At 74.1% G+C, this 21571-nt stretch carries 19 protein-coding genes; 9 read left to right on the forward strand and 10 right to left on the reverse strand.

Annotated features, from left to right (window positions below):
- Window positions 1–90: 90 nt before the first annotated feature.
- The 4 genes from ABZ444_RS14185 to ABZ444_RS14200 all read right to left on the reverse strand — a co-directional run bounded on the left by ABZ444_RS14185 (window position 91) and on the right by ABZ444_RS14200 (window position 4053).
- Window positions 91–846 carry a GntR family transcriptional regulator gene (locus tag ABZ444_RS14185; protein WP_357995619.1) on the reverse strand — a complete coding sequence of 252 codons (756 nt, stop codon included), beginning with the start codon at window positions 844–846 and terminating at the stop codon, window positions 91–93.
- Window positions 847–855: 9 nt separating this feature from the next.
- Window positions 856–1653 carry a tryptophan synthase subunit alpha gene (gene trpA, locus ABZ444_RS14190; RefSeq protein ID WP_357995622.1) on the reverse strand — a complete coding sequence of 266 codons (798 nt, stop codon included), beginning with the start codon at window positions 1651–1653 and terminating at the stop codon, window positions 856–858.
- Complete coding sequence (gene trpB / locus ABZ444_RS14195) at window positions 1650–2852, reverse strand: tryptophan synthase subunit beta (RefSeq protein ID WP_357995625.1); 1203 nt, start codon at window positions 2850–2852, stop codon at window positions 1650–1652. The genes trpA and trpB overlap by 4 nt, the downstream gene beginning before the upstream one ends.
- A 235-nt stretch (window positions 2853–3087) precedes the next feature.
- Complete coding sequence (locus ABZ444_RS14200; RefSeq protein ID WP_357995628.1) at window positions 3088–4053, reverse strand: WYL domain-containing protein; 966 nt, start codon at window positions 4051–4053, stop codon at window positions 3088–3090.
- Window positions 4054–4105: 52 nt separating this feature from the next.
- Between ABZ444_RS14200 and ABZ444_RS14205 the strand changes: the two genes are divergently transcribed.
- Window positions 4106–5251, forward strand: coding sequence for an epoxide hydrolase family protein (locus ABZ444_RS14205; RefSeq protein ID WP_357995631.1), 1146 nt, complete (start codon window positions 4106–4108; stop codon window positions 5249–5251).
- A gap of 31 nt (window positions 5252–5282) precedes the next feature.
- On the opposite strand, the gene ABZ444_RS14210 is transcribed toward ABZ444_RS14205, so the two are convergent.
- Together ABZ444_RS14210 and ABZ444_RS14215 are read right to left on the reverse strand one after the other, a co-directional pair.
- Window positions 5283–5930, reverse strand: coding sequence for a response regulator transcription factor (locus ABZ444_RS14210; RefSeq protein ID WP_357995634.1), 648 nt, complete (start codon window positions 5928–5930; stop codon window positions 5283–5285).
- Window positions 5927–6496, reverse strand: coding sequence for a histidine kinase (locus ABZ444_RS14215; protein ID WP_357995637.1), 570 nt, complete (start codon window positions 6494–6496; stop codon window positions 5927–5929). The genes ABZ444_RS14210 and ABZ444_RS14215 overlap by 4 nt, the downstream gene beginning before the upstream one ends.
- Window positions 6497–6557: 61 nt before the next feature.
- On the opposite strand from ABZ444_RS14215, the gene ABZ444_RS14220 reads away from it, so the two are divergent.
- Window positions 6558–6794 (forward strand): hypothetical protein, encoded by a 237-nt coding sequence (locus tag ABZ444_RS14220; protein ID WP_357995640.1) that lies wholly within the window; start codon window positions 6558–6560, stop codon window positions 6792–6794.
- A 37-nt stretch (window positions 6795–6831) separates the two neighbouring features.
- Here ABZ444_RS14220 and ABZ444_RS14225 read toward each other — a convergent pair whose 3' ends face one another.
- On the reverse strand, window positions 6832–8067 hold the full coding sequence (locus ABZ444_RS14225) for a hypothetical protein (RefSeq protein WP_357995643.1): 1236 nt from the start codon (window positions 8065–8067) through the stop codon (window positions 6832–6834).
- Between the two features lie 936 nt (window positions 8068–9003).
- On the opposite strand from ABZ444_RS14225, the gene rsgA reads away from it, so the two are divergent.
- From rsgA to ABZ444_RS14245, 4 genes are all read left to right on the forward strand, one after another.
- Entirely contained in the window at window positions 9004–9984 is a 981-nt protein-coding gene (rsgA, locus tag ABZ444_RS14230) for a ribosome small subunit-dependent GTPase A (RefSeq protein WP_357995646.1), read from the forward strand.
- Window positions 9985–10187: 203 nt separating this feature from the next.
- Window positions 10188–10700, forward strand: a complete 513-nt coding sequence (locus ABZ444_RS14235) for an N-acetyltransferase (RefSeq protein ID WP_357996214.1) — start codon at window positions 10188–10190, stop codon at window positions 10698–10700.
- A gap of 359 nt (window positions 10701–11059) precedes the next feature.
- Complete coding sequence (locus ABZ444_RS14240) at window positions 11060–11803, forward strand: SDR family NAD(P)-dependent oxidoreductase (RefSeq protein ID WP_357995649.1); 744 nt, start codon at window positions 11060–11062, stop codon at window positions 11801–11803.
- Window positions 11804–11910: 107 nt separating this feature from the next.
- A complete protein-coding gene (locus tag ABZ444_RS14245; RefSeq protein ID WP_357995652.1) occupies window positions 11911–12867 on the forward strand; it encodes an RNA polymerase sigma-70 factor in 957 nt (318 codons plus the stop codon).
- A 6-nt stretch (window positions 12868–12873) separates the two neighbouring features.
- On the opposite strand, the gene ABZ444_RS14250 is transcribed toward ABZ444_RS14245, so the two are convergent.
- Complete coding sequence (locus ABZ444_RS14250) at window positions 12874–13848, reverse strand: WYL domain-containing protein (protein WP_357995655.1); 975 nt, start codon at window positions 13846–13848, stop codon at window positions 12874–12876.
- Window positions 13849–13969: 121 nt separating this feature from the next.
- Between ABZ444_RS14250 and ABZ444_RS14255 the strand changes: the two genes are divergently transcribed.
- The 3 genes from ABZ444_RS14255 to ABZ444_RS14265 all read left to right on the forward strand — a co-directional run bounded on the left by ABZ444_RS14255 (window position 13970) and on the right by ABZ444_RS14265 (window position 17284).
- Window positions 13970–14242, forward strand: coding sequence for a hypothetical protein (locus ABZ444_RS14255; protein ID WP_357995658.1), 273 nt, complete (start codon window positions 13970–13972; stop codon window positions 14240–14242).
- 87 nt (window positions 14243–14329) lie between these two features.
- The gene (locus tag ABZ444_RS14260; RefSeq protein WP_357995661.1) at window positions 14330–15424 is read left to right on the forward strand and encodes a winged helix DNA-binding domain-containing protein; all 1095 of its coding nucleotides are present in this window, start codon (window positions 14330–14332) and stop codon (window positions 15422–15424) included.
- 99 nt (window positions 15425–15523) lie between these two features.
- Window positions 15524–17284, forward strand: coding sequence for a SpoIIE family protein phosphatase (locus ABZ444_RS14265; protein WP_357995664.1), 1761 nt, complete (start codon window positions 15524–15526; stop codon window positions 17282–17284).
- 13 nt (window positions 17285–17297) lie between these two features.
- On the opposite strand, the gene ABZ444_RS14270 is transcribed toward ABZ444_RS14265, so the two are convergent.
- Together ABZ444_RS14270 and ABZ444_RS14275 are read right to left on the reverse strand one after the other, a co-directional pair.
- Window positions 17298–20837, reverse strand: coding sequence for a serine/threonine-protein kinase (locus tag ABZ444_RS14270; RefSeq protein WP_357995667.1), 3540 nt, complete (start codon window positions 20835–20837; stop codon window positions 17298–17300).
- 6 nt (window positions 20838–20843) lie between these two features.
- Window positions 20844–21548 carry a MerR family transcriptional regulator gene (locus ABZ444_RS14275; RefSeq protein ID WP_357995670.1) on the reverse strand — a complete coding sequence of 235 codons (705 nt, stop codon included), beginning with the start codon at window positions 21546–21548 and terminating at the stop codon, window positions 20844–20846.
- Window positions 21549–21571: the final 23 nt, after the last annotated feature.

Below are 21571 nucleotides of genomic sequence, written 5' to 3' on the forward strand. Positions count from 1 at the left end.
CACGCTGTCTCACCAGCCAGGTCATACCGCGATGACGATCACCCCAGCAACCCAGCGATCTTCAAACCATCCAACGTGCGGAAAACGGGGCTAGCTGGTGGCCCGCCAGGCGAGCGAGAGGCCGGTGGCCGCCCGTTCGGTACGGATCTCCATCATGGTGCCCAGGATGGTGGCATGGTCGGACACGACGGGGACGCCGTCGGGTGTGTAGGTGATCCGGGTGCTGACCAGCACGGCGCTGCCCTCGGGCTCGTGCAGGCGGCGCGCGGCGGCGGCGTCGAGCAGGCCGGGCCCGACCACCTCCGAGGCGCGGGCGACCGCCACCCCCGCGTCGGCGAGCGCCGCGTAGAGGGAGACGGCGGTGAAGTCGCGCTCGCGGATCTGGTCGGCCACCGGCCTGCGCACCCATGACACCTGATGGACGGCGGGCCGCCCGGCGAACTCCCGCACCCGCTCCAGCCGCAGGGCCGTGTCGCCGGGACGCAGCCGCAGCTCCGCGGCGATCCGGTCGGGGGCCCGGCGCATCGCCCGCCCGGCCACCACGGTCCGCACGTCATGGCCCTGTTCCCGCAGGTCGTCGGCCAGGCTGCGGAGCGAGCCGAGCTGGTAGGCCAGGTGGGGCGGGGCCACGTACGTGCCCTTGCCGGGCCGCTGCACGATCAGGTGCTCGTCGCTGAGCTCACGCAACGCCTGGCGCAGCGTCATGAGGGTGACCCCGTAGGAGGCGCTCAGCTCCCGTTGCGGAGGAAGCGCCTCGCCGGGGGCGTAGTGGCCCGACCGGATCTTCGCGGCGAGGTCGGCGGCGATGGCGCGGTATCTCGCCTCGTGCCCGGCGTCGGGGGTCATCGTGGTGCGTCACTCCTGGTCGAGGGCCTTCCGCAGGGTCGCGACGAAGGCCCGCACGTCGTCCGGCCCGGCTCCGTCGAGCACCCGCCGCATGACCGCGGCGCCGACCACCACTCCGTCGGCGTGCCGGCCGGCCTCCCGCGCCTGGTCAGGCGTGGAAATGCCAAATCCTAGCAAGATCGGCCGGTCGGTGCTGCGCCTGAGCCGCGCGGTGAGCTCCGCCGCCGAGGCGGCCAGGGTGGTCCGCTCGCCGGTGGTCCCCATCAGCGACACCGCGTAGACGAATCCGCGGCTGCGGCGTGCGATCTCGGCCAGCCTGGGCTCCGGCGTCGCCGGTGAGGCCAGCAGGACCAGGTCGATCCCGGCGGCGGCGGCCACGTCCGCCAGCTCGTCCGCCTCGTGCACCGGCAGGTCGGGCACGATCAGGCCGTCGACGCCGGCCCGCCGGAGCGCCACGCAGAACGCCTCGGGCCCGTCGTGCAGCACAAGGTTGTAATAGGTGCTGGCGACCAGCGGCACGCCCACGTCCCCGGCCTCGGCCAGGTCGGCGAGGATCCGGCGGGTGCTCGCCCCCCGGGCCAGCGCCACCTGGCTGGCCCGCTGGACGGTGACGCCGTCCAGCGTGGGGTCGGAGAAGGGCAGGCCGACCTCGACGGCGTCCGCGCCGGCCGCGGCGAACGCCCGCAGGTAGCGCGTCCAGCCGGGCGCTATGCCGCCGGTGACGTACGGCATGAGCAGGGCGCGGCCGGTGTCCCGGCGGGCGCGCAGGTGGCGCTCGACCGCGCCGGGGGTCAGGATGTCGGTCACAGCAGCTCCTTCAGGGTGGAGACGTCCTTGTCGCCCCGGCCCGACAGCGTCATCAGGACGGTCGATCCGGTGGGCAGCTCGCCACCGGCCGCGCGGATCACCCAGGCCAGGGCGTGCGCCGATTCGAGCGCCGGGACGATGCCCTCGGTGCGCGCCAGCCGCAGCGCCGCGGCCACGGCCTCCTCGTCGGTCACCGTGACGTACCTGGCCCGGCCCAGTTCGCGCAGGTGGGCGTGCTCGGGGCCGACGCCCGGGTAGTCGAGCCCGGCGGCGACGGAGTGGGCCTCGACGATCTGGCCGTCATCGTCCTGAAGGAACAACGAGCGGCAGCCGTGCAGGACGCCGAGCCTGCCGCGGGCCGCCCCGGCGCCGCCCTCGGCCTCGACGCCGACGAAGCGCGCCGTGGTGTCGGCGAAGCCGGCGAACGTGCCGGCCGCGTTGGAGCCGCCGCCGACGCACGCGACGACGTGGTCCGGCACGCCGGTCGGCTGGTCGGCCGCGAACTGGGCACGGGCCTCGTCGCCGATGACCCGCTGGAACTCCCTGACCATCCACGGGTAGGGGTCCGGCCCGATGACCGAGCCGACGCAGTAGTGGGTGTCGCCGGTGACGCCGACCCAGTGCCGCATGGCCTCGCTGGTGGCGTCCTTGAGCGTGCGGCTGCCCGTGGTGACCGGGACCACCTCGGCGCCCAGCATGCGCATGCGGAAGACGTTCAGGCCCTGGCGCTCGATGTCGCGCTCGCCCATGAAGACGGTGGCCTCCAGCCCGAGCAGCGCGGCGGCGGTCGCGGTGGCCACGCCGTGCTGGCCCGCTCCCGTCTCGGCGATCAGCCTGCGCCGTCCCATCCGGCGGGCGAGCAGCGCCTGGCCCAGCACGTTGTTGATCTTGTGGGAGCCGGTGTGGGTGAGGTCCTCGCGCTTGAGGAGGAGGCGTACGCCCAGCTCCCCCGACAGCCGGTGGGCCGGGGTCAGCGGGGTCGGCCGTCCGGCGTGCAGGGCGAGCAGCTCGGCCAGCTCGCCGCGGAAGCCCGGGTCGGCCCACGCCTGCCGGAACGCCTCGTCCACCTCACGGCACGCCTCCACCAGGGACTCCGGCGCGTACCGGCCGCCGTACTCGCCGAACCGGCCGCGGGCTCCCGGCTCGCCCATCGGCCCGGCCGCCGGGACGGGCTCGCGCAGTGGCGTCGCTTCTCGCATCCTGCTCACCTCGTTCTATAACTCTATCGAGAGTTCTATAACAGTGAGTGTGGCACGGCGACGCCGGCCGCGCCACCCCGGCCCCGACTGCACGCCGGCCGGCTCAGGGTGACCGGGCGCCCCGGAACGGGCCGCCTGGACGCGGCCCGCGACCCGGAACCGACGCGCCGGTGCCTGGCCAGGCTCGCTCAGCCCGACAAGCGGCCGTAGTCGCGCTCGACCCGGTGCCGGTGCCTCACGCGGGATCGGCGTCGGGGGCGGCGCCGAGGAGGCGGGCGGCGAGGGCGCGGACGTGCCGGACGAGCTCGGGCGGCTCGTGCACCTCGAACGGCACGCCGAGCTGCGCGACCCACATCGCCAGCTCGTCCAGCGAGTTCGACCCGGCGGACAGGACGCAGGAGCCGTCGCCGGCCGGCTCGACCACCGCCATGGTCGGCGGCATCCGGGCGGCGACGACGTCCGCCGGCGCCCGCACCGTGAACAGCCCCTGGTAGCGGTAGGGATCGACCGAGATCCGCTCGGAGACGTAACGCACGAGGTCGGCGGCGGGTGGCTCCCGGGGCGTGAATCGCGGGCCGTTGGGGGTGTGCAGCCGCAGCCGGTCGACGCGGAACGTGCGCCAGTCCGCCCGGCCGGTGTCCCAGGCCACCAGGTACCAGCGGCGACCCGAGTTGACCAGCCGGTACGGCTCCGCGGTACGGCGATCCCCGACGCCGTCGTGGGAGCGGTAGTCGAACCGCAGGCTCTCCCGCCGGCGGACCGCCGCGGCGATCGCCGTGAGCGCGGCCGGGTCCACCGCCTCCGCCGCGCCCGCCAGCGGGACCGTCACCGAACGCAGGTCGCCGACGCGGTGCCGGAGCCGGGCCGGCAGCACCTGTTCGAGCTTGGCCAGCGCCCGGACCGAGGTCTCCTGGATGCCGGTCACGCCGGAGACCGCCGCCGTGCCGAGCCCGATGGCGACCGCGACCGCCTCCTCGTCGTCGAGCAGCAGCGGCGGCAGCCCGGCCCCGGCGCCGAGCCGGTATCCGGCCGTGCCCGGGGTGGCGTCCACGACGTAGCCGAGCTCGCGCAGCCGGTCGACGTCGCGGCGGACCGTGCGGGGCGAGACGCCGAGCCGTTCGGCCAGCTCGCCGCCCGACCACTCCCTGGGGGTCTGCAACAGCGACAACAGGCGCAACAATCGCGCGGACGTCTCCAGCATGCCGTCCATCCTAGGACCGGAACTGTCCTAACCCCTGCCTACAGTCATGGACATGAACGACGACCCGCGCATCCACCCGTTCCGCATCGACATCCCGCAGGCCCAGCTGGACGACCTGCGCGCCCGGCTGGCGGCGACCCGCTGGCCGGACGAACTGCCCGGCGTCGGCTGGTCCTACGGCGTCCCGGTGGGCTATGCGAAGAAGCTGGCCGAGTACTGGCGCACCGCGTTCGACTGGCGGGCCGCCGAGCGGCGGCTGAACGCCTTCGAGCAGTTCACCACCCCCATCGACGGGCAGAACGTGCACTTCCTGCACGTCCGCTCCCCCGAGCCCGGCGCGCTGCCGCTGATCGTCACGCACGGCTGGCCGGGCTCGGTCGCCGAGTTCATGAACGTCATCGGCCCGCTCACCGACCCGGCGGCCCACGGCGGCGACCCGGCTGACGCCTTCCACGTCGTCGCCCCCTCGATCCCCGGCTTCGGCTTCTCCGGCCCCACCACCGAGCCCGGCTGGGACCTGGAGCGGGTCGCGCGGACCTGGGCCGAGCTGATGGACCGCCTCGGCTATTCCCGGTACGGCGCGCAGGGCGGCGACAGCGGCTCGGTGATCTCGCCGATGCTCGGCCGCGCCGCGCCCCGGAACGTCGTCGGCGTGCACGTCAACGGCGCGCTCGGGTTCCCCAGCGGCGACCCGGCCGAGCTCCGGGGGCTCACCCCGGCCGAGCTCGCCCGGCTCGGCCAGTACCAGGACCAGGACCGGGCCGGTTATGCGATCATCCAGGCGACCCGGCCGCAGACCCTCGCGTTCGGGCTGCACGACTCCCCCGCCGCGCAACTGGCGTGGATCGTGGAGAAGTTCAAGGAATGGACCGACCCCGCCCGCGAGCTGCCCGAGGACGCGGTGGACCTCGACCAGTTGCTCACCGACGTGAGCGTCTACTGGTTCACCGGGACCGCCGCCTCCTCCGCCCGCCTCTACAAGGAGGGGCAGAAGGGCTGGGGCGCGGTGGCCGAGTACTCCGGGCTGCCGCACGGCGTCGCCGTCTTCCCCGGGGACGCCGGGGTGCGCCGGATCGCCGAGCGGGAGCACAACGTCGTGCACTGGTCGCAGTTCGACCGCGGCGGCCACTTCGCCGCCATGGAGGCCCCCGACCTGCTCGTCGAGGACGTCAGGACCTTCTTCCGCCCTCTCCGCTGACTCCCCGGGCCGCGCGAGCCGCCGCCGGCCGTCAGCCCAGGTCGGCGTCGTGCACGACGATGGCCGCCTGCACCCGGTTGGCCAGGCCCAGCTTGGCCAGCACCCGGCTGACGTGCGCCTTCACCGTGGCCTCCGTCAGCCTGAGCTCCCGCCCGATCTCGGCGTTCGACAGGCCGCGGGCCACGGCCCTGATCACGTCCTCCTCCCTGGCCGTCAGCGCCGCGAGCCGCCGGCGCGCCGACTCGGCGCGGGAGGGCGCCCTGTCGACGAACGAGCCGAGCAGCCGTTTGGTGACGGTGGGGGACAACATGGCCTCGCCCGCCGCGACCGTCCGGACGGCGGCGGCCAGGTCACGCGGCGGGGTGTCCTTGAGCAGGAAGCCCACCGCGCCGAGCCGCAGCGCCTCGTGCACGTACTCGTCCAGGTCGAACGTGGTGAGCATGATCAGCTTGGGCGCGTAGGGGGCGGCCAGGACGCGGGCGGCGGCGGTCAGGCCGTCGGTGCCGGGCATGCGCACGTCCATCAGGACCACCTCGGGCCGGAGCCGGGCCACCGCCGCCACGGCCCCGTCGCCGTCGGCCGCCTCGCCGACGACCACGATCTCGCCCGCCGCCTCCAGGATCATCCGCAACCCCGACCTGACCAGCGCCTCGTCATCGACGACCAATACGCGGATCATGCGGCGGGGATCCCGGCCAGCACCTGGAAGCCGCCCTCGTCCCGGGGGCCCGCCGCCAGCCTGCCGCCGGCCAGCTCGACGCGTTCGCGCAGCCCGACCAGCCCCCAGCCCGAGCCGGGCAGGTCGCCGTCCGCCACCGCGGAGGACCCGTTCCGGACCAGGACCTCCAGCTCGGCGGGCCGATACCGGACGTAGACGTCGGTCTCGGCGTCGCCCGCGTGCTTGTGCACGTTGGTCAGCGCCTCCTGAACCACCCGGTAGGCGGTGCGCTCCGCGGTGGGCGGCAGGGGGCGGGGGCGCCCCTCGTCGTGCCGGTTGACCACGATGCCCAGGGCACGGGACTGGTCGAGCAGGCGGTCGAGGTCGGCCAGCGTGGGCTGCGGGCCGCGTACCGGATCGGGCGAGCGCAGCACGCCCAGCACCTCCCGCAGGTTCGTCAGCGCCTCCCTGCCCACACCGCCGATCAGCGCGGCGGCCTCGGCCGTACGGGCGTCGGGGGCGTTGACCTCCAGCGCGCCGGCGTGCAGGACCATCAAGGACACCCGGTGGGCGACCACGTCGTGCAACCCCCGTCACCAGCCCGAATCCGGCGGCCCCGACGGCTCGTGGGACACGTTCTGGCCGCACGTGACCGGCGACTGGAAGCGGTGGCTGACCGTGGCGGGGGCCGAGCACATGAGCTTCATCGACTACGCGGTGCTCCAGCCGCGGCTCGGCCTGCCAAAGGCCCCGATCGACGGCGAACGCGCCATCGCGATCACCCGCAAGTACGTCACCGCCTTCTTGGACCTGCACCTCAAGAACAAGCCCGCCCCCGCACTGGACAGGCCGTCCCCGGACTGGCCCGAGGTGCGCTTCTGGTGACCACGGCCTGAACTCCGCTCCTGGCGAAGTGCGCGGGTCAGTCGGCCGGCGTCGTACCCGGTTCGGGTTCGAGGGCTCGTCGTGCGAGTTCGGCGGCGACCGCTCGTTCCCGTTGCAGGGCGGCCTCGGCGCGTGCCGCGTCCAGTTCGGCCCGTACGTCCGCCAGCCGCATGCGCTCCAGCCGCAACTCCCCCAGCAGCTCATCGCGTTCCTTGACCGCCGCCGCGGCCCGTACCTTCTCACGGGCGTGTTGCCTGCGCTCCTTGGCCAGCGCCTCGGCCGCGTCCTCCTCGGCCGCCGCCAGTTTCCGGGCCAGGTCGCCCGCCTCGGTCGCGGCCTGGGCGGCCTCTCGTTGCGCGACCGCCCGGTCCCGTTCGGCCTCGGCGGCCACGCGTTGGGCGCGTTCGGCCCGTTCAACGGCTCGTTCCCGCTCCTGCGCGGCCGCCTCCTCCCTGGCCGTGGCCGCGATCACCGCCCGCTCGGCCAGCTCGCGCGCCCGCCCGGCCGCCGCCGCCTCCTCCCGGGCGCGCTCTCTCTCCTCCCGCGCCCGGTCCGCCTCCAGCCCGGCCTGTACGGCCTGCGCCCGCGCCTCCTCGGCCCGCTCCTCGGCCGCCTCCGCCTGCTCGGCCAGCTCCTGGACGACCTGATCCCGGGTCTGCTCGGTCAGCTCCGCCTGGCGCGAGGTCTCCTTCACCCGCCGTTCGGCCTGCTCGGCCCGCCGGACGGCCTTCTCGGCGGTCTGCAACGCCTGCCGTTCGGTGCTGGCCGCCTCGCGCAACGCGGCCAGGGCCTGCTCACGGGCGCGTTCGGCGTCCTGCAGCGCCGTCTCGCGCTCGTTCTCGGCCTCCTCCAGCCGGGCTCGCATCTCGGCGGTCTGCCGGCGCGCGTGCTCGGTGGCCTCACGGGCCAGGCGTACCTGCTCGAAGGCCTGCTCACGTTCGGTGCGGGCGATCGCCACACGCGTGTGCGCCTCGGCCTGGACGGCGCTCAGCTTGGCCTCGACCCCGGCCGGGCTCAGCTCGTCGGACAGGGCCTTGGCCAGCGGCTCGATGGCCGCGAGGAGCCCGGTCTCCATCCGGTCGTACAACTGCTCGGCCCTGGCCAGCGCGCCTTCCAGCCCGGGGGTGGCCCGGCGCAGCTCGCGCTCCCGCTTGGCCGCCGCCTGGCACCCCTTCTCCGGACAGTACGACCTCGGCCGCCCTCGCCCCGGCCGCTGCTCGACGGGAGCTCCACAATGCTTACAAGGCGTCACCACGCCGGCCTCCGCAGTCACGGCGACACTCTAACATTTTCTAATTTCTGGAAATTCAAATCCAGAAATTGACCATGCGCATGGGACACGGGGACGAAGTCACCCCACCTCGGCACACGAGCGCGGCAGGACCTCGTCACCGCAGGTCAGCGCCCTGCCCGTGTGAATGAACGGGCGTCCGCCACAGGGCGCCGACCCCGCCGCGACGCGTCCGGCCCACCAGACGGACGTGCAGCGTCTCCGGCGTGTCGGCGACGACGCCCCGGGGCACAGCCGCATGGCGTGGACGACCGTCCTCTTCGCGTCTCTGCCGCTCGCCAGAATGCCGTGCCGCACCGACAGTTCGTTCGTGTCCCCACCGTGCCGGCGCGTCGTCCACCATGCCGGGCCCGAGTCACCATCTCCACGTTCTCGCGACTCACCCACAGGTCGACGACCAGCTCGTACGACCCGCGCACCACCGCGATCAGGCCCAGCACCTCGTCGCGCCACCCGGTGCGCAGGGACGGGCAGCGGGGCGGCGTGCTCGGCCTGCACCCGATCGTCCGGTTTCATGTCGTTGGTGGTCGGAGGCGTCTGGTTGGTGGTGGGAGGCGTCGGCGAACAGGAGCGGGAACGGCAGCGGTACAACGGCCCCTCGTCGAGGTGCTAGGCTGCTGATCGTTTGGTTTGGATCGATGTGAGAGGGAGGTGAGGTTTGATGACTGCGGTGAAGACCGCTGCCATGGGCAGCACCCGGACCAACCTCACGTCCCGGGTCCCGGTCTGACCAACTTCTTCCCCCAGCCTTGAGTCATCCGGCTCGTCAGGTGGGGTGATGCCCACGTCTCGTCGGGGCCCCTTCTCCGCAAGGGTCTCACGTTGCCACACACGTACACCGATCCATCCGGCCTGTCCCCGTACGGATGGACCGGCGCACTCGACCAAACCTTCACTGAACATTACGAAGCGGGCCTCGTGCCGGCCCGGATCTCCCGGGTCGATCGCGGCCTGTGCGCGGCGATCACCACGTCGGGCCCGATGCGGGCCACGTTCGCCGCGCCGCACCCGCCTGACCCGCTCCTGACGCCCTGCACCGGCGACTGGGCCGCGCTGCGCCTGGGCGCCGAGCCGCACCTGGTGGCGCTGCTGCCGCGGCACAGCGCGATCGTGCGCTCGTCGGCGTCCAGGTCCTCCCACGGACAGGTGCTCGCCGCCAACGTCGACGCGGTCGTCATCGCCCTGTCCCTGGCCACGCCCCTGGACGCGGCCAAACTGGAGCGGCTGCTCGCCCTGGCCTGGGAGAGCGGCGCACAGCCGGTGATCGTCCTGACGAAGGCGGACCTGGCCCACGATCCCGACGCCGTCCACGCCGAGGCCGAAGCGCTGGCACCCGGCGTGGACATCCTGGTCACCAGCGTCGCCACCGGTCACAACATCGACGTGCTGGCCGCGATGATGCACGGCACCACCGTGCTGCTCGGCCCCTCGGGCGCGGGCAAGTCCACCCTCGGCAACGCGCTGCTCGGCGAGGAACTGCTGGCCACCGGCACGGTACGCGAGCAGGACGGCAAGGGCCGCCACACCACCGTCCGCCGCGAGCTGCTCCCCCTGCCCGGCGGCGGGGTCCTCATCGACACGCCCGGCCTGCGCGGGATCAGCCTGCACGACGCCACCGACGGCCTGGAGCAGGTCTTCGCCGAGATCGAAGAACTCGCCGCGTACTGCCGCTTCGGCGATTGCGCCCACGACACCGAGCCAGGATGTGCGGTCCAGGCCGCCATCCAGGCGGGTGAACTGCCCGAACGTCGCCTGCGCAGCTACCACAAGCTGCAACGGGAGAACGCCTGGGCGGCCTCACGTACCGATGCCCGGCTGCGCGAAGAGCGCGTCAACCAGAAGAAGGCCATCACCAGTCACCTGCGCGCCACCTACAGGTTCCGGGACCAGCAGCCATGACCGGCCGCCTCCCACCGGCCTCCCCGGCCGCTCATCGTCCACCGCAAGCCCGCGCCCACGCGGCCGACCTGGCCGTACCCGGGATGCGCGAGGCGGTCGCGGCCACCCTGCAAGAGATCGCCATGCGCCGCGAGCACGGCGCGGACTACCGGTACACCGGCTATGTCCCGCATCCGCAGAAGGACAAGGAGAAGAACCCGATCATGACCTCTTCCCTCACCACCCGTCCCGAGAGAGCCGGCGACGTCGCCGTCATCCGCGACATCAACCTTGCCGCCTTCCCCACCCCGCACGAGGCCGACCTCATCGAGGCGCTGCGGGCCGACCCGCAGGCGTGGCTGCCCGGCCTGTCCTGGCTGGCCGAGGCCCCCGGCGGCGAGCTCGCCGGCTACGCGCTGCTCACCCGCTGCCACGTCGGCGACTCCCCCGCCCTCACCTTGGGCCCGTGCGCCGTCAAGCCCGAGCATCAGCGGCGGGGCGCGGGTTCCGCCGCCATCCGCGCCGCTCTGCAAGCCGCCCGCGAGCAGGGCGAGAACCTGGTGCTCGTGCTCGGCCACGCCGAGTACTACCCGCGATTCGGCTTCACCCCGGCCTCCGGATTCGGCATCCGCCCGCCCTTCGACGTCGAGGACAAGTACATGATGGCGCTCGCCCTCGACCCTGAACAGCCGGTCCCGAGCGGCGTCATCGGCTACCCGGCGGCGTTCGGCGTCTGACCTCCCGCTCTTCGAATGCGTCGGACGGCCCCCAGCACCGCTGGGGGCCGTCCGGCCCTCGCGAAGGGCGCCCCGCGTCCTGCTGGACAAATAGTGCACCAGCTGCGCCACAGCGCCGCCATGCGCTACGTCAAACCCGGCGCAGAAGCCATCGCCAAGATCACCCAGATCCTGGCGCTCCGCCGCCGTACCCACTGATCGGCCCCGACGTGGCCGTTGACGCCGAGCTGAGCCGGCTGCGGCGGCTCGCCCCCCCTCGACCACGATGCCGCCGCCCACCATCCCGAGCTTCGGGCCGGCCCATTGTGACGTCGCTCACAAGCTGTCACAGGCACGGAGGGGGTTCCGTCTTAGAGCGCATGACGAACACGGAACGCACCTCAGCGCTGATCACCGGAGCCAACAAGGGCCTCGGCCTCGAAGCCGCCCGCCGCCTCGGGGCACTCGGCTGGACGATCTTCCTCGGCTCCCGCGACGAGGGCCGCGGGCAGGCCGCCGCCGCCCGGCTGGCCGAGGACGGCATCGACGTGACCATGATCCCCCTGGACGTGACCTCCGACGCGTCGGTGAGCGAGGCCGTGCGGCTCGTCCGCGAGCACACCGACCACCTGGACGTACTGATCAACAACGCCGGCGCGCCGGGGAACGTCGTCCCGCCCGCGGACGCCACGGCCGGCGAGATCCACGCGGTCTACGACACCAACGTCTACGGCCCTGTCAGGGTCACCCACGCCTTCCTGCCCCTGCTCCAGGCCGCCGAGCACCCGCGGGTGGTGATGGTGTCCAGCGGCGGCGGCTCCTTCGCCGTCGTCACCGATCCGGACCAGCCCATCTCGAAGATGCACGAGCTCGCCTACAGCTCCTCCAAGGCGGCCCTGAACATGATCACCGTCCGGTACGCCCAGGCGCTGCCGCACATCAAGTTCAACGTCGCCACCCCCGGCGAGACCGCCAACCGCAAGTTCGCCGCGACCGACATGAACCACCACACCGGCCTGCTGACGGTCACCGAGGGCACGGACTCGATCGTCGAGCTCGCGACCCTGGGCCCCGACGGCCCGACCGGCGTCTTCGTCGACCGCCTCGGCCCGATCGCGTGGTGACCTCCGTGCGCCACCGGACCCGCCCACCTGGTCACGAGGAGGTCCAGCCGCACGACTACCCTGCTGGGCGTCGTACGCAAGCACCCCCGGACGGGAAGGCCGAGCAGATGAGCCACGGTACGGGAGCCGATGGGACCGACCCGCTGCCCCCGGCGGAGGTGACCGGTTACCGGCCGCTGCTGTTCTCCATCGCCTACGGGATGACCGGTTCCGTGGGCGACGCCGAGGACATCGTGCAGGACGCGTTCCTCGGCCTGACCAGGGCGCGCAACGCGGGCACCGTGATCAGCGAGCCGAAGGCGTACCTGACGACCGCGGTGACGCGGCTGGGCATCGACCATCTGCGCTCGGCGCGGGTGCGACGGGAGACGTACGTGGGCGAATGGTTGCCCGAGCCGGTCGTGGCGCACCCCGGCGAGCCGGGGCCGGCCGAGCACGCCGAGCTGGCCGACTCGTTGTCGATGGCGTTCCTCGTGCTGCTGGAGTCCCTGTCGCCGGTGGAACGGGCGGTGCTCATGCTGCGCGAGGTGTTCGGGTACGGCTACCAGGACGTCGCGCGGATCACCGGCAAGACCGAGGTGAACTGCCGGCAGATCCTCACCCGCGCCAGGCAGCGCGTCGCCGCCGGCCGGCAGTCCCGCGACGGCGTGCCGACCCAGGCGCGGCGGGCGGAGGGCGAGGAGCTGGCCCGCAGGTTCTTCGACGCGGCCGGCGGCGGCGACCTGGACGCGCTGCTCGGCATGCTCGCGCCCGACGTGGTCCTGCACGGGGACGGCGGCGGCAAGGCGCAGGCGATGGCCAGACCGGCGGCCGGGGCGCCCCGCGTCGTCAAGATGCTGGTCGCGGGGCTGCGCCGGGTCCACGCGCTCGGCGTCACGGTCCGGACGGCCTGGGTCAACGGCCGCCCCGGCGCGGTCATGTACGACGCCGAGGGACGCGTGGCGGGCGTGGTCGAGCTGGACGTCGCCGACGGCGTGATCCAGGCGATCCACTCGGTGGTCAACCCGGACAAGCTCGCCCATCTCGGCCCGGTCTCCGACGTCGCCCGCCTCCCGAAGAAGTGAGCCGGGTCAGGAGGCGGCGGCGGTGTAGCGGCGGGCCAGCTGGGTGAAGGCGTCCTTGAGCTCGGCGGGGCCGACGACCTCGATGTCGGCGTCGAACCTGCCGAGCGCGGCCGCCAGCCCCAGCCACGACCACGACCCCATGACGAGCCGGCAGCGGTCCGGCCCCACCGCCTCGACGAGCCCGTCCCGGACGTAACGGGACACGACCGCCGCGGGCAGCGCGAGGATCACCTCGCCGCGGCAGGGCCGGCCGCCCGTCGCGTCCGAGCCCCGGAACCGCGCGGTCACGAAGGCGGCCACCCCGCCGCCGGGCAGCTCGCGCGGGATGAATCGGGGCCCGGTGGGGGTGCGCGGCGCGACGCGGTCGGCGCGGAAGGTGCGCCAGTCCGCGCGGTCGAGGTCCCACGCGACGAGATACCAGCGCCCGCCCCAGGTGATGAGGTGGTGGGGCTCCACCCGCCGGGGCGGCGGGAGCGCGCCGCCGTCGTCCGCCTCCGAGTGGTAGTCGAAGCGCAACACCTCACGGGCATGGACGGCGGCGCTGAGCGCGACGAGCACCCCGCCGGCGACCTGCGGCTCGGGCCGTGCGCCCGCCCGCTCGACGGCGGTCACCTGGAGGGTGTCGATCCGGTGGCGCAGCCGTGCGGGCATGACCTGCCGGACGGTGGCGAGCGCCCGCGCCGCGGCCTCCTCGATGCCCGCCCCGGCGGTGGCGGCGATCTGGAGCGCGATGGCCAGGGCGACGGCCTGCTCGTCGTCGAACAGCAACGGCGGCAGCTCGCTGCCCGCGTCGAGCCGGTAGCCGCCGTCGGGGCCCTTGATCGCCGTGATGGGGTAGCCGAGGTCGCGCAGGCGGTCGACGTCGCGGCGCACGGTGCGCGGGCTGACCTCCAGCCGCTCGGCGAGCAGCGCCCCCGGCCAGTCGCGGCGCATTTGGAGCAGCGAGAGCAGGGCCAGCAGGCGTGCCGAGGTCTTCTGCATGTTTTCCATGGTGCCGTAAGAAGAGGCCACAACCTGACCGCTTCCTTCGCCAGCATGGGCACCGCAAGCGGGAGCCGGACGGCTCCCGGCGACCATGAGCCGAACCGGCGAGGAGCCTTCCATGTCCGTCAATGTCATGATTCATCGGAACTTCCGGGGCGAGGCCGCCGCGGCGCTCGCGTTCTACCGGTCGGTGTTCGGCGGGGACGTCACCACGGTGACCTACGAGGACGCCGGGCACGTCCAGGACCCCGCCGACGCCGGCCGGGTGATGTGGGGCCAGGTGGCCGCGCCCGGCGTGCGGCCGCTCGGGCCCGCGCAGTGGGTGCCGCTGCACGGCATGGTGCGCGACCGGTTCGGGGTGACCTGGATCGTCGAGCACGGCGCGTCCTGAACGCGAAAAAGAGATGACCGTCACGGCGCGTCCTGAACGCGAAAAAGAGATGACCGTCACGGCGCGTCCTGAGCGCGGGAAGAGAAGATGACCGTTCTGAGCACCAGGGCGCTCAACCGCGCCACGCTCGCCCGCCAGTTGCTGCTCGACCGCGCCGACCTGCCGGTCCTCGACGCCGTCGCGCATCTGTGCGGCCTGCAGGCGCAGGAGCCGCAGGAGCCCTTCACCGGGCTCTGGTCACGGGTGCGCGCCTTCGACCCGGCCGCGCTGTCGGACCTGCTGACCGGCCGGGACGTGGTGCGCACCCACCTGATGCGGCGCACCGTCCACCTGGTCACCGCCGCCGACGTCCTGGCCTGGCGGGCCCGGCACGACGCGATGCTGCGCCAGCGGGTGCTCGGCGTCTACCGCCACGAGCTGGCCGGGGTGAACCTCGACGAGCTCGCGGCGGCCGGCCGGGCGGTGCTGGCCGACGGCGAGCCGCGCTCGATGTCGCAGCTGGCGCGGGCGGTGGCCGGTCGCTGGCCCGAGCCGGGGCCGCGGGCGCTGGGCGAGATGCTGGTCGCCGCGCTGGTCCCGATGGCGCAGCTCCCGCCGCGCGGGTTGTGGCGGGCGCGGGCGGGCGTGCGCAACCTGCCGTTGTCGTCCTGGCTCGGGCGGGAGGTGGACCCGCCGTCCGCCGACGGCTCCGACCCCGTGGGGCAGGCCCTCGTACGGCGTTACCTGGCGGCGTACGGCCCCGCCGCCACGGCCGACCTGCGCGCCTGGTCCGGCCTGGCGGGCCTGCCCAAGGCCGTGACGGCGGTACGCGAGGAGCTGGTCGCCTTCCGGGACGAGCGTGGCCGCGAGCTGCTGGACCTGCCCGGCGCGCCACGCCCCGACCCCGGCACGCCCGCCCCCGTACGGTTCCTGCCGGCGTTCGACAACGCGATCCTCGGCTACGACGACCGCGGCCGGATCATCGACGGCGAACACCGGGGCCTGTCGGTCGCCGGCGCCCGGACGGTCCTGGTGGACGGCCGGGTCTCGGCCACCTGGACCGTCGAGGACGAGACCGTGCTCGTCACGCCGCTGCGCGGCCTCTCCCCGGCCGAGCGCGCCGCCGTCGGCGAGGAAGCAGGGGCCCTGGCGTCGTTCCTCTCCGACGAGGTCAGCGACCGCACCCGGATTCTCGGGTACTGAATAGATCCGCCTAAGGTCGGCCATACTGTCAAGACCGCGGGCGTCCCTGGTGACGGACAGGCCGGCGGGTAGGAGGTGGGCACGAGAGGAGCCGACACCATGAACGTGCCGGAGCACGACGCCGGGCCGCACCGGCCGCAGGGCGGCCGCGGGCTGTCCGACCTGACCCACGCCGGCGGGTACGTCGTGGACGACCGGGGCCGGATCGTCGAGGTCGCTCCGCGCACCGAGGTCCTGCTCCGCCGTACCGCCGCCGAACTGCTCGGCGGCGACGCCCACGACCTGCTCCACCGCGGCCCGCGCGGCGAGACGCTGCCGCGCAGCCGGTGCGCGATGCGACGCCCGCTCATCACCGGCGGCACCTCCCAGGGCGAGCGGGAATGGCTGGCACGCGGCGACGGCTCCCTGCTGCCGGCCTCGTGGCTGGTCACGCCCTGCGTGCTCGGCGACGGCACGACCGGGGCGCTGGTGCTCTTCCACGACGCCGACGAACCCGGCGCGCACGTCCCGGAGCCGGAGCACATGACGTCGATGTCCGAGCTCGACCGGCTGGCCCTGCTGGCGGAGACCACCACGACGCTCACCTCCAGCCTCGACGTGGACGAGACGCTGCGCCAGCTCGTCCGCCTGGTGGTGCCGCTGCTCGCGGACTGGGTGGTGGTGGACCTGCTCACCGAACACGGCGGCGTGACCCGCGCCGCCGTCGTCCACCACGAGGACGGCGCCCTGGTCCACCACGAGGACCTGGAGGGGCCGATGCCCGCGGTCCCCGAGGAGTCGCCGATGCCGCTGTCGCGGGCGTTGCGCGGGGTCACGGCGACGCTGGCCGGGCCGGAGACCTACCAGGGCGCGCCCGACTCCGGCATCGCGGTCTTCCAGCAGGAGCTGTTCCGCAGGACCGGCATGCACTCGGTGGGCATCGCGCCCATCCGCGGCGTGCGCGAGGTGGTCGGGGCGCTGACGCTCGGCCGCGCCGAGCGTCCCGGCGCGTTCACCACCGCCGACCTGCTGCTGGTGGAGGACATCGCCCGCCGGGCCGGCCTGGCCCTGGACAACGCCCGCCTGTACGAGCGGCAGCGCCGGGTCGCCGAGACCATGCAGCGCCACCTGCTGCCGCGCCTGCCGTCGGTGCCCGGCCTGGAGATGAGCGCCCTCTACGTGCCCGCCCCCCGCGCCTCGCAGGTCGGCGGCGACTGGTACGACGCCTTCACCATGCCCGACGGCGCCACCGCCCTGGTGATCGGCGACGTGGTCGGCCACGACCTGGAGGCCGCCGCCGGGATGGCCCAGGTCTGCAACATGCTGCGCGCCTACGCCGGCGCCGAGCAGGACCGGCCCAGCGCCATCCTCGACCGGCTCGACCGCGCGGTGGTGCGGATGGCGCAGGCGACCATGGCCACCGTCGTCCTGGCCCGGCTGGAGCACACCGACGACGGCCGCTGGCTGCTGTGCTGGAGCAACGCGGGCCATCCGCCGCCGCTGCTGGTCGAGCGCGACGGTCGCACCCGCTTCCTGGAGGAGGGCCAGGGCCTGCTGCTGGGCACCGGCATCCGCGGGGAGCGTGCCGACGCCGTCGTGGAGCTGCCGCCGGAGTCCACCCTCGTGCTCTACACCGACGGGCTGATCGAGTCCCCGAAGCATTCCCTGGACGAGGGGCTGGCCCGTCTGAGCCGGTACGCCGCCTCCCACACCCACCGGCCGCTGAACGCGCTCGGCGACATGCTGCTGGAGCGCGTCCGGCCCGACGACAACGACGACGACGTGGCCATGCTGACGTTGCGCGTGCCGCCGCGCGTCACGGCCCCGGACGACCTGCGCGGCGGCGTGCTGGACGGCGATCGGGGCCTGCCCGCGATCTGACGACCGGCGCGCGTCACGACCGTCCGCGCCGCGCCCCCGGGCAGACGTCCCGGTAGGGCACGTCCTTCAGGTACCGCCGCCACTCCTCCGCGCTCATCGTGCGGCCCGCGCGCTCGCACACCAGGCGGGACACGGACTCGGCGCCCACCGGGATCCGGATGATCGTCCCGGAGGAGTTGCCCGAGACGTACAGGGTCTGGTCGTCGGCGCTGAAGGCCAGCCGGTCGAGGATGCCGATCGGGAAGGAGCCGATCCGCTCCCGCGAGCCGACGTCCCAGACCTGGACGGTGTACACGTCGTCGAACGTCTCCCCGATGGACCTGCCGATCAGCGCGAGCAGCGAGCCGTCGTGGCTGAACAGCACCGTCTCGACCTGCGCCCGGGCGGCCACGCGCAGCGCGGGCGGCAGTTCGCGGCCCTTGGCGACGTCCCACAGCTCGACCGTGGCCGAGCCGAGGGCGAGCACCTGAGCGGTGGGGCTGAGCGCGATCGCCAGGCCCGACCGGTTGAAGCCGGGGCCGACGGCCTTGCCGGTGCGCAGGTCGTAGACCTTGCCGGTGCCGGTCACCACCGCCGTGCCGTCGCGGGTGGGCACGATGGTCTCGGTGGTCGTGGTCAGGGGGTGCCGGGCGAGCGTCCGGCCGGTGCCGGCGTCGAGGACGACCAGCTCGTTGCGGGCGTCCCGCTCGCTCTGCTCCTTGAGCGACAGCACCAGCCGGCGGCCGTCGGGGGTGAACGCCTTCGACAGCACGAACTGCGTGCGCGGCACGGCGTGGCGCCACAACCGGCGGCCGGTGGCGACGTCCCAGAGGCCGGCCGAGGAGTCCTCGCCCTCGGCGGCCAGCCGGGCGCCCGCCGGGTCGAACAGCTGTCCGGTGACGCCCGCGCTGCCGGCCATCGCGACGCCGAGCCGGCCGCCGTCCCACACGCGGACCGGCCCGGCGTCCTTGGTGACGGCGGCCAGGCGGCCGTCCGGGCTGAAGGCGTCCATCTCGTAGCCCTGCGGCAGCCGGGTGGAGGGCAGGCGGGAGGTCAGGTCGGCGGTGACGGTCGAGCTGTCGAGCACGTAACGGACGGTGTGGCCGTCGGCCTCCAGCCAGACGTCCTCGGGCTCGCCCTCGGCCCGGTAGAGGGCCAGCTCGTCGCCGTCGTCCGCGTCGAGCAGGTGCAGGGTACGGCCCTCGACGGCCAGCATCCGGCGACCGTCGGGGCTCAGCCGCAGCCGTCCGGCCAGTGTGTCGTCCAGGGCCGACTCCTGCCAGAACGGCCGGTCGGAGTCGGGCACCTTCCTGGCGGTGGCCAGGTCGAAGGCGGCGATGTCGCCGTTCGCGCACAGCAGCCGCCTGCTGTCCGGCGTGAACGCCACCACCGGCCCGCACGCCTTCGGCAGGCGGGTGTCCACGGTGAGACCGGGCAGGCGGATCACCTTCAGCCCGCCCTGGTTGGGCCCGACGCCCGCGATGTAGGCGCCGGAGCGCGCGATCGCCGGAGCGACGCCCGCCTCCAGCTCCGGGGTGTAGGACGCGCCGGTCCTGGTGTCCCACAGGAACTCCAGGGTGCTCTCGCGCATCACCGCGGCCAGGTTCTCGTTGCCGTCGAAGGTGACGTGCACGCCGGGGCTGCCCTCGCCGACGCGGTGCTCGCGCAGCTTGGCGCCCGTCTTGGCGTCCCAGGCGTAGGCCGTGTCCCTGCTGATCACCACCAGCGTGCGCCCGCTCGGGCTGAGCGCCGCCGCCGACGGCAGCGCGTCCAGGCCCTGCGGCCACCGCCAGAACGCGGTCTGCCGCCCGGAGGGCACGTCGTAGACCCGCACGCCGTCCTCGCCGGCGATGGCCCGGACGCGCCCGCCGGCCGCCGACGCCGACGCGGAGAGGCCCTTGGCGCCCGGGTCGCGGAAGACCGCGCTCTCCGGCATCGTCAGCGAGGTCGTCAGGCTCCGCCGGGTGCCGGGGCCGGGGGCCAGCCGCCAGCCCGCCACGCTGAGCAGCATCGCCGTGGCCGGGTCGGTCGTCCGCAGCCGGTCGGCCTCGGCGGCGGCCTGCCGCCCGATCGCCTGGTCGCGCTGCAGGCCCGCCAGGCGGCTCTGCTCGGTCACCTGCCTGCCACGCAGCACGGCGAGGCCGCCCGCCGCCAGCGCCACCACCAGCAGCCCGGCCAGCGCCGCCGTGGTCAGCCGCCTGCGGCGCACACGCCGCCTGGTCAGGCCGGTGCCCGCGGCCAGGAAGTCACGTTCGAGCGGGGTCAGCGTGATGTGCCTGCGGCCGGTGGCGGCCCAGGTCAGCGCCTGGTCGAGGCGGCTGCCCTGGAGCAGGTCGCCGTCCTTGCGGCCGTTGCCGGCCCACTGGCGGGCGGCGTCGCTGAGCTGGCCGAGCACGGCGAGCCCGTCGCGGTCGCCGTCCACCCAGACGCGCAGCCGCGGCCAGGCGCGCAGCAGCGCGGGACGCGACAGCGCCACCGCCTCGTCCTTCTGCGTCACCAGGTAGGAGAACACCTGGAGGATGTGCTCGATCGCCCGGGTCTCCCGCTCGGAGCGTCCGGCGAGCAGGTCCTCCTTCAACGCCCAGCGCACGGCCTCGTGCCCGTCCTCGGTGACCGTCACCAGGCGCAGGAACACCTCGGCGGCCAGCTCGCGCTCCTCGGGCGCGAGCGCGCCGTAGGCGTCCTCGGCGATCGTGCCGAGCGCCGGGTCGGCCTGCTCGGGCACGTGCACGCCCCTGGCGGCGCGGCTGCCCGCCGTCAGCAGCCCGCGGGTGTCGGCGCTGGTGCCGCTGACCAGGGCGAGCAGCAGGTCACGGGCGGTGGGACGGGCCGCCGGGTCCTTCTCCAGCGCGGCCGACACCAGCGAGGCCAGCCGGGGCGGCAGCCCGCTCAGGTCGGGCTGGGCCGACAACACCCGGTGCATGACCCCGCCGAGGTTGTCGGCGCGGAACGGGTCCTCGCCCGTGGCGGCGAACACGATGATCGAGCCCCAGGCGAACACGTCGGCGGGCGCGCCCGCCCGCTGCCCGGTGAACACCTCGGGCGCCATGTACGTGGGCGTGCCGGCCACCTCGCCGGTCCTGGTCAGCGACATGTCCACGGTGCGCGCGATGCCGAAGTCGATCACGCGGGGGCCGTCGGTGCCGAGCAGCACGTTGTCCGGCTTCAGGTCCCGGTGGATCACGCCCGCGTCGTGCACGGCGGTCAGGGCGGTGGCGATCGCCGTGGCCAGCCGGTGCAGGTCGTCCCCGGCGAACCGGCGCCCCTGCTCGACCGCCCGGCGCAGGCTGGGGCCGGGCACGTACTCGCTGACGATGTACGGCCTGCTGCCCGACAGGTCGCAGTCGAGCACCCGCGCCGTGCAGAACGACGCCACCCGCCCGGCCGCGGCCGCCTCCTTGGCGAACCGCTCGCGGCTCCCCGGGCTGTCGGCCATGTGCAGGACCTTGAGGGCGACCCGGCGGCCTTCGGGGTCGTAGGCGTCGTACACCACCCCCTGGCCACCGGACCCGAGCCGGCCGGCCAGCCAGTATTGCCCTATGCGCTGCGGTTCTCCGGCGTTCGACGCTTCCACGGCGTGTTAGATGCCCTCTCCGGTCGCAAAGTTCCCCTCGCGCAGGTAGGCGTCCAGCGCGGCGGCGGCGGCGAGCATCGCCAGGCCCCTGGCGGTGAGCCGGTCGTGCCAGTCGCGCAACGTCGCCTGCAGGGGTTCCATGCCGCCCGCCGCGCGCACCTGGTCCAGCACCTGCCGGATCTGCTCCAGCCCGTAGCCGCCGCGCCGCAGCTGGTGGGCCAGCAGCACGTCGCGGACGTCGGCGGCGGTGTAGACGCGGTAGCCGGTACGCGGGTCGCGCCGGGGCACGGTCAGCCCGGCCCGCTCCCACTTGCGCAACGTCGCCGGCTTGATGCGCAGCCGGCGGGCCAGCGGGCCGATGAACGTCACGCCCGGCTCCGCCTCGCGCGGCGGCGCCAGGTCGCGCAGCGCGCGTTCGACGGCCTCCAGCGTGCTGCGGTCCTGCGCGAGCTGGGCGTGGCCGTCGTCGATCAGGCGCAGCGCCGCCGGGAGGCCGCCGCCGTTCACGGTTCGCATGATCGCGGTCGCGGTCGCGTGCCCGTGGGCGGGGACCAGCGCCAGGAACGTGCGCAGCGCCGCCGCGTGGCGCGGGGTGTAGACGCGGTAGCCGTGCGCGGAACGCTTGGACCGCGGCAGGATCTCCGCGTCCTCGTAGTTGCGCACCGCCTGGGTGGACAGGCCGTGCGCGCGCGCCAGATCGATGGGCCGCATGTTGAAGGTATGCCCTCCTGCCC

The organism is Nonomuraea sp. NPDC005730 (assembly GCF_040630865.1).
Classification (GTDB): Bacteria; Actinomycetota; Actinomycetes; order Streptosporangiales; family Streptosporangiaceae; genus Nonomuraea.

Bases quoted from the DNA above. Each gene is read 5' to 3' on its own strand.
- ABZ444_RS14185 (WP_357995619.1), bottom strand. From the start codon at position 846: ATGACCCCCGACGCCGGGCACGAGGCGAGATACCGCGCCATCGCCGCC.
- trpB (WP_357995625.1), bottom strand. From the start codon at position 2,852: ATGCGAGAAGCGACGCCACTGCGCGAGCCCGTCCCGGCGGCCGGGCCG.
- ABZ444_RS14200 (WP_357995628.1), bottom strand. From the start codon at position 4,053: ATGCTGGAGACGTCCGCGCGATTGTTGCGCCTGTTGTCGCTGTTGCAG.
- ABZ444_RS14205 (WP_357995631.1), top strand. From the start codon at position 4,106: ATGAACGACGACCCGCGCATCCACCCGTTCCGCATCGACATCCCGCAG.
- ABZ444_RS14210 (WP_357995634.1), bottom strand. From the start codon at position 5,930: ATGATCCGCGTATTGGTCGTCGATGACGAGGCGCTGGTCAGGTCGGGG.
- ABZ444_RS14235 (WP_357996214.1), top strand. From the start codon at position 10,188: ATGACCTCTTCCCTCACCACCCGTCCCGAGAGAGCCGGCGACGTCGCC.
- ABZ444_RS14240 (WP_357995649.1), top strand. From the start codon at position 11,060: ATGACGAACACGGAACGCACCTCAGCGCTGATCACCGGAGCCAACAAG.
- ABZ444_RS14245 (WP_357995652.1), top strand. From the start codon at position 11,911: ATGAGCCACGGTACGGGAGCCGATGGGACCGACCCGCTGCCCCCGGCG.
- ABZ444_RS14250 (WP_357995655.1), bottom strand. From the start codon at position 13,848: ATGCAGAAGACCTCGGCACGCCTGCTGGCCCTGCTCTCGCTGCTCCAA.
- ABZ444_RS14255 (WP_357995658.1), top strand. From the start codon at position 13,970: ATGTCCGTCAATGTCATGATTCATCGGAACTTCCGGGGCGAGGCCGCC.
- ABZ444_RS14260 (WP_357995661.1), top strand. From the start codon at position 14,330: ATGACCGTTCTGAGCACCAGGGCGCTCAACCGCGCCACGCTCGCCCGC.
- ABZ444_RS14265 (WP_357995664.1), top strand. From the start codon at position 15,524: ATGAACGTGCCGGAGCACGACGCCGGGCCGCACCGGCCGCAGGGCGGC.
- ABZ444_RS14275 (WP_357995670.1), bottom strand. From the start codon at position 21,548: ATGCGGCCCATCGATCTGGCGCGCGCGCACGGCCTGTCCACCCAGGCG.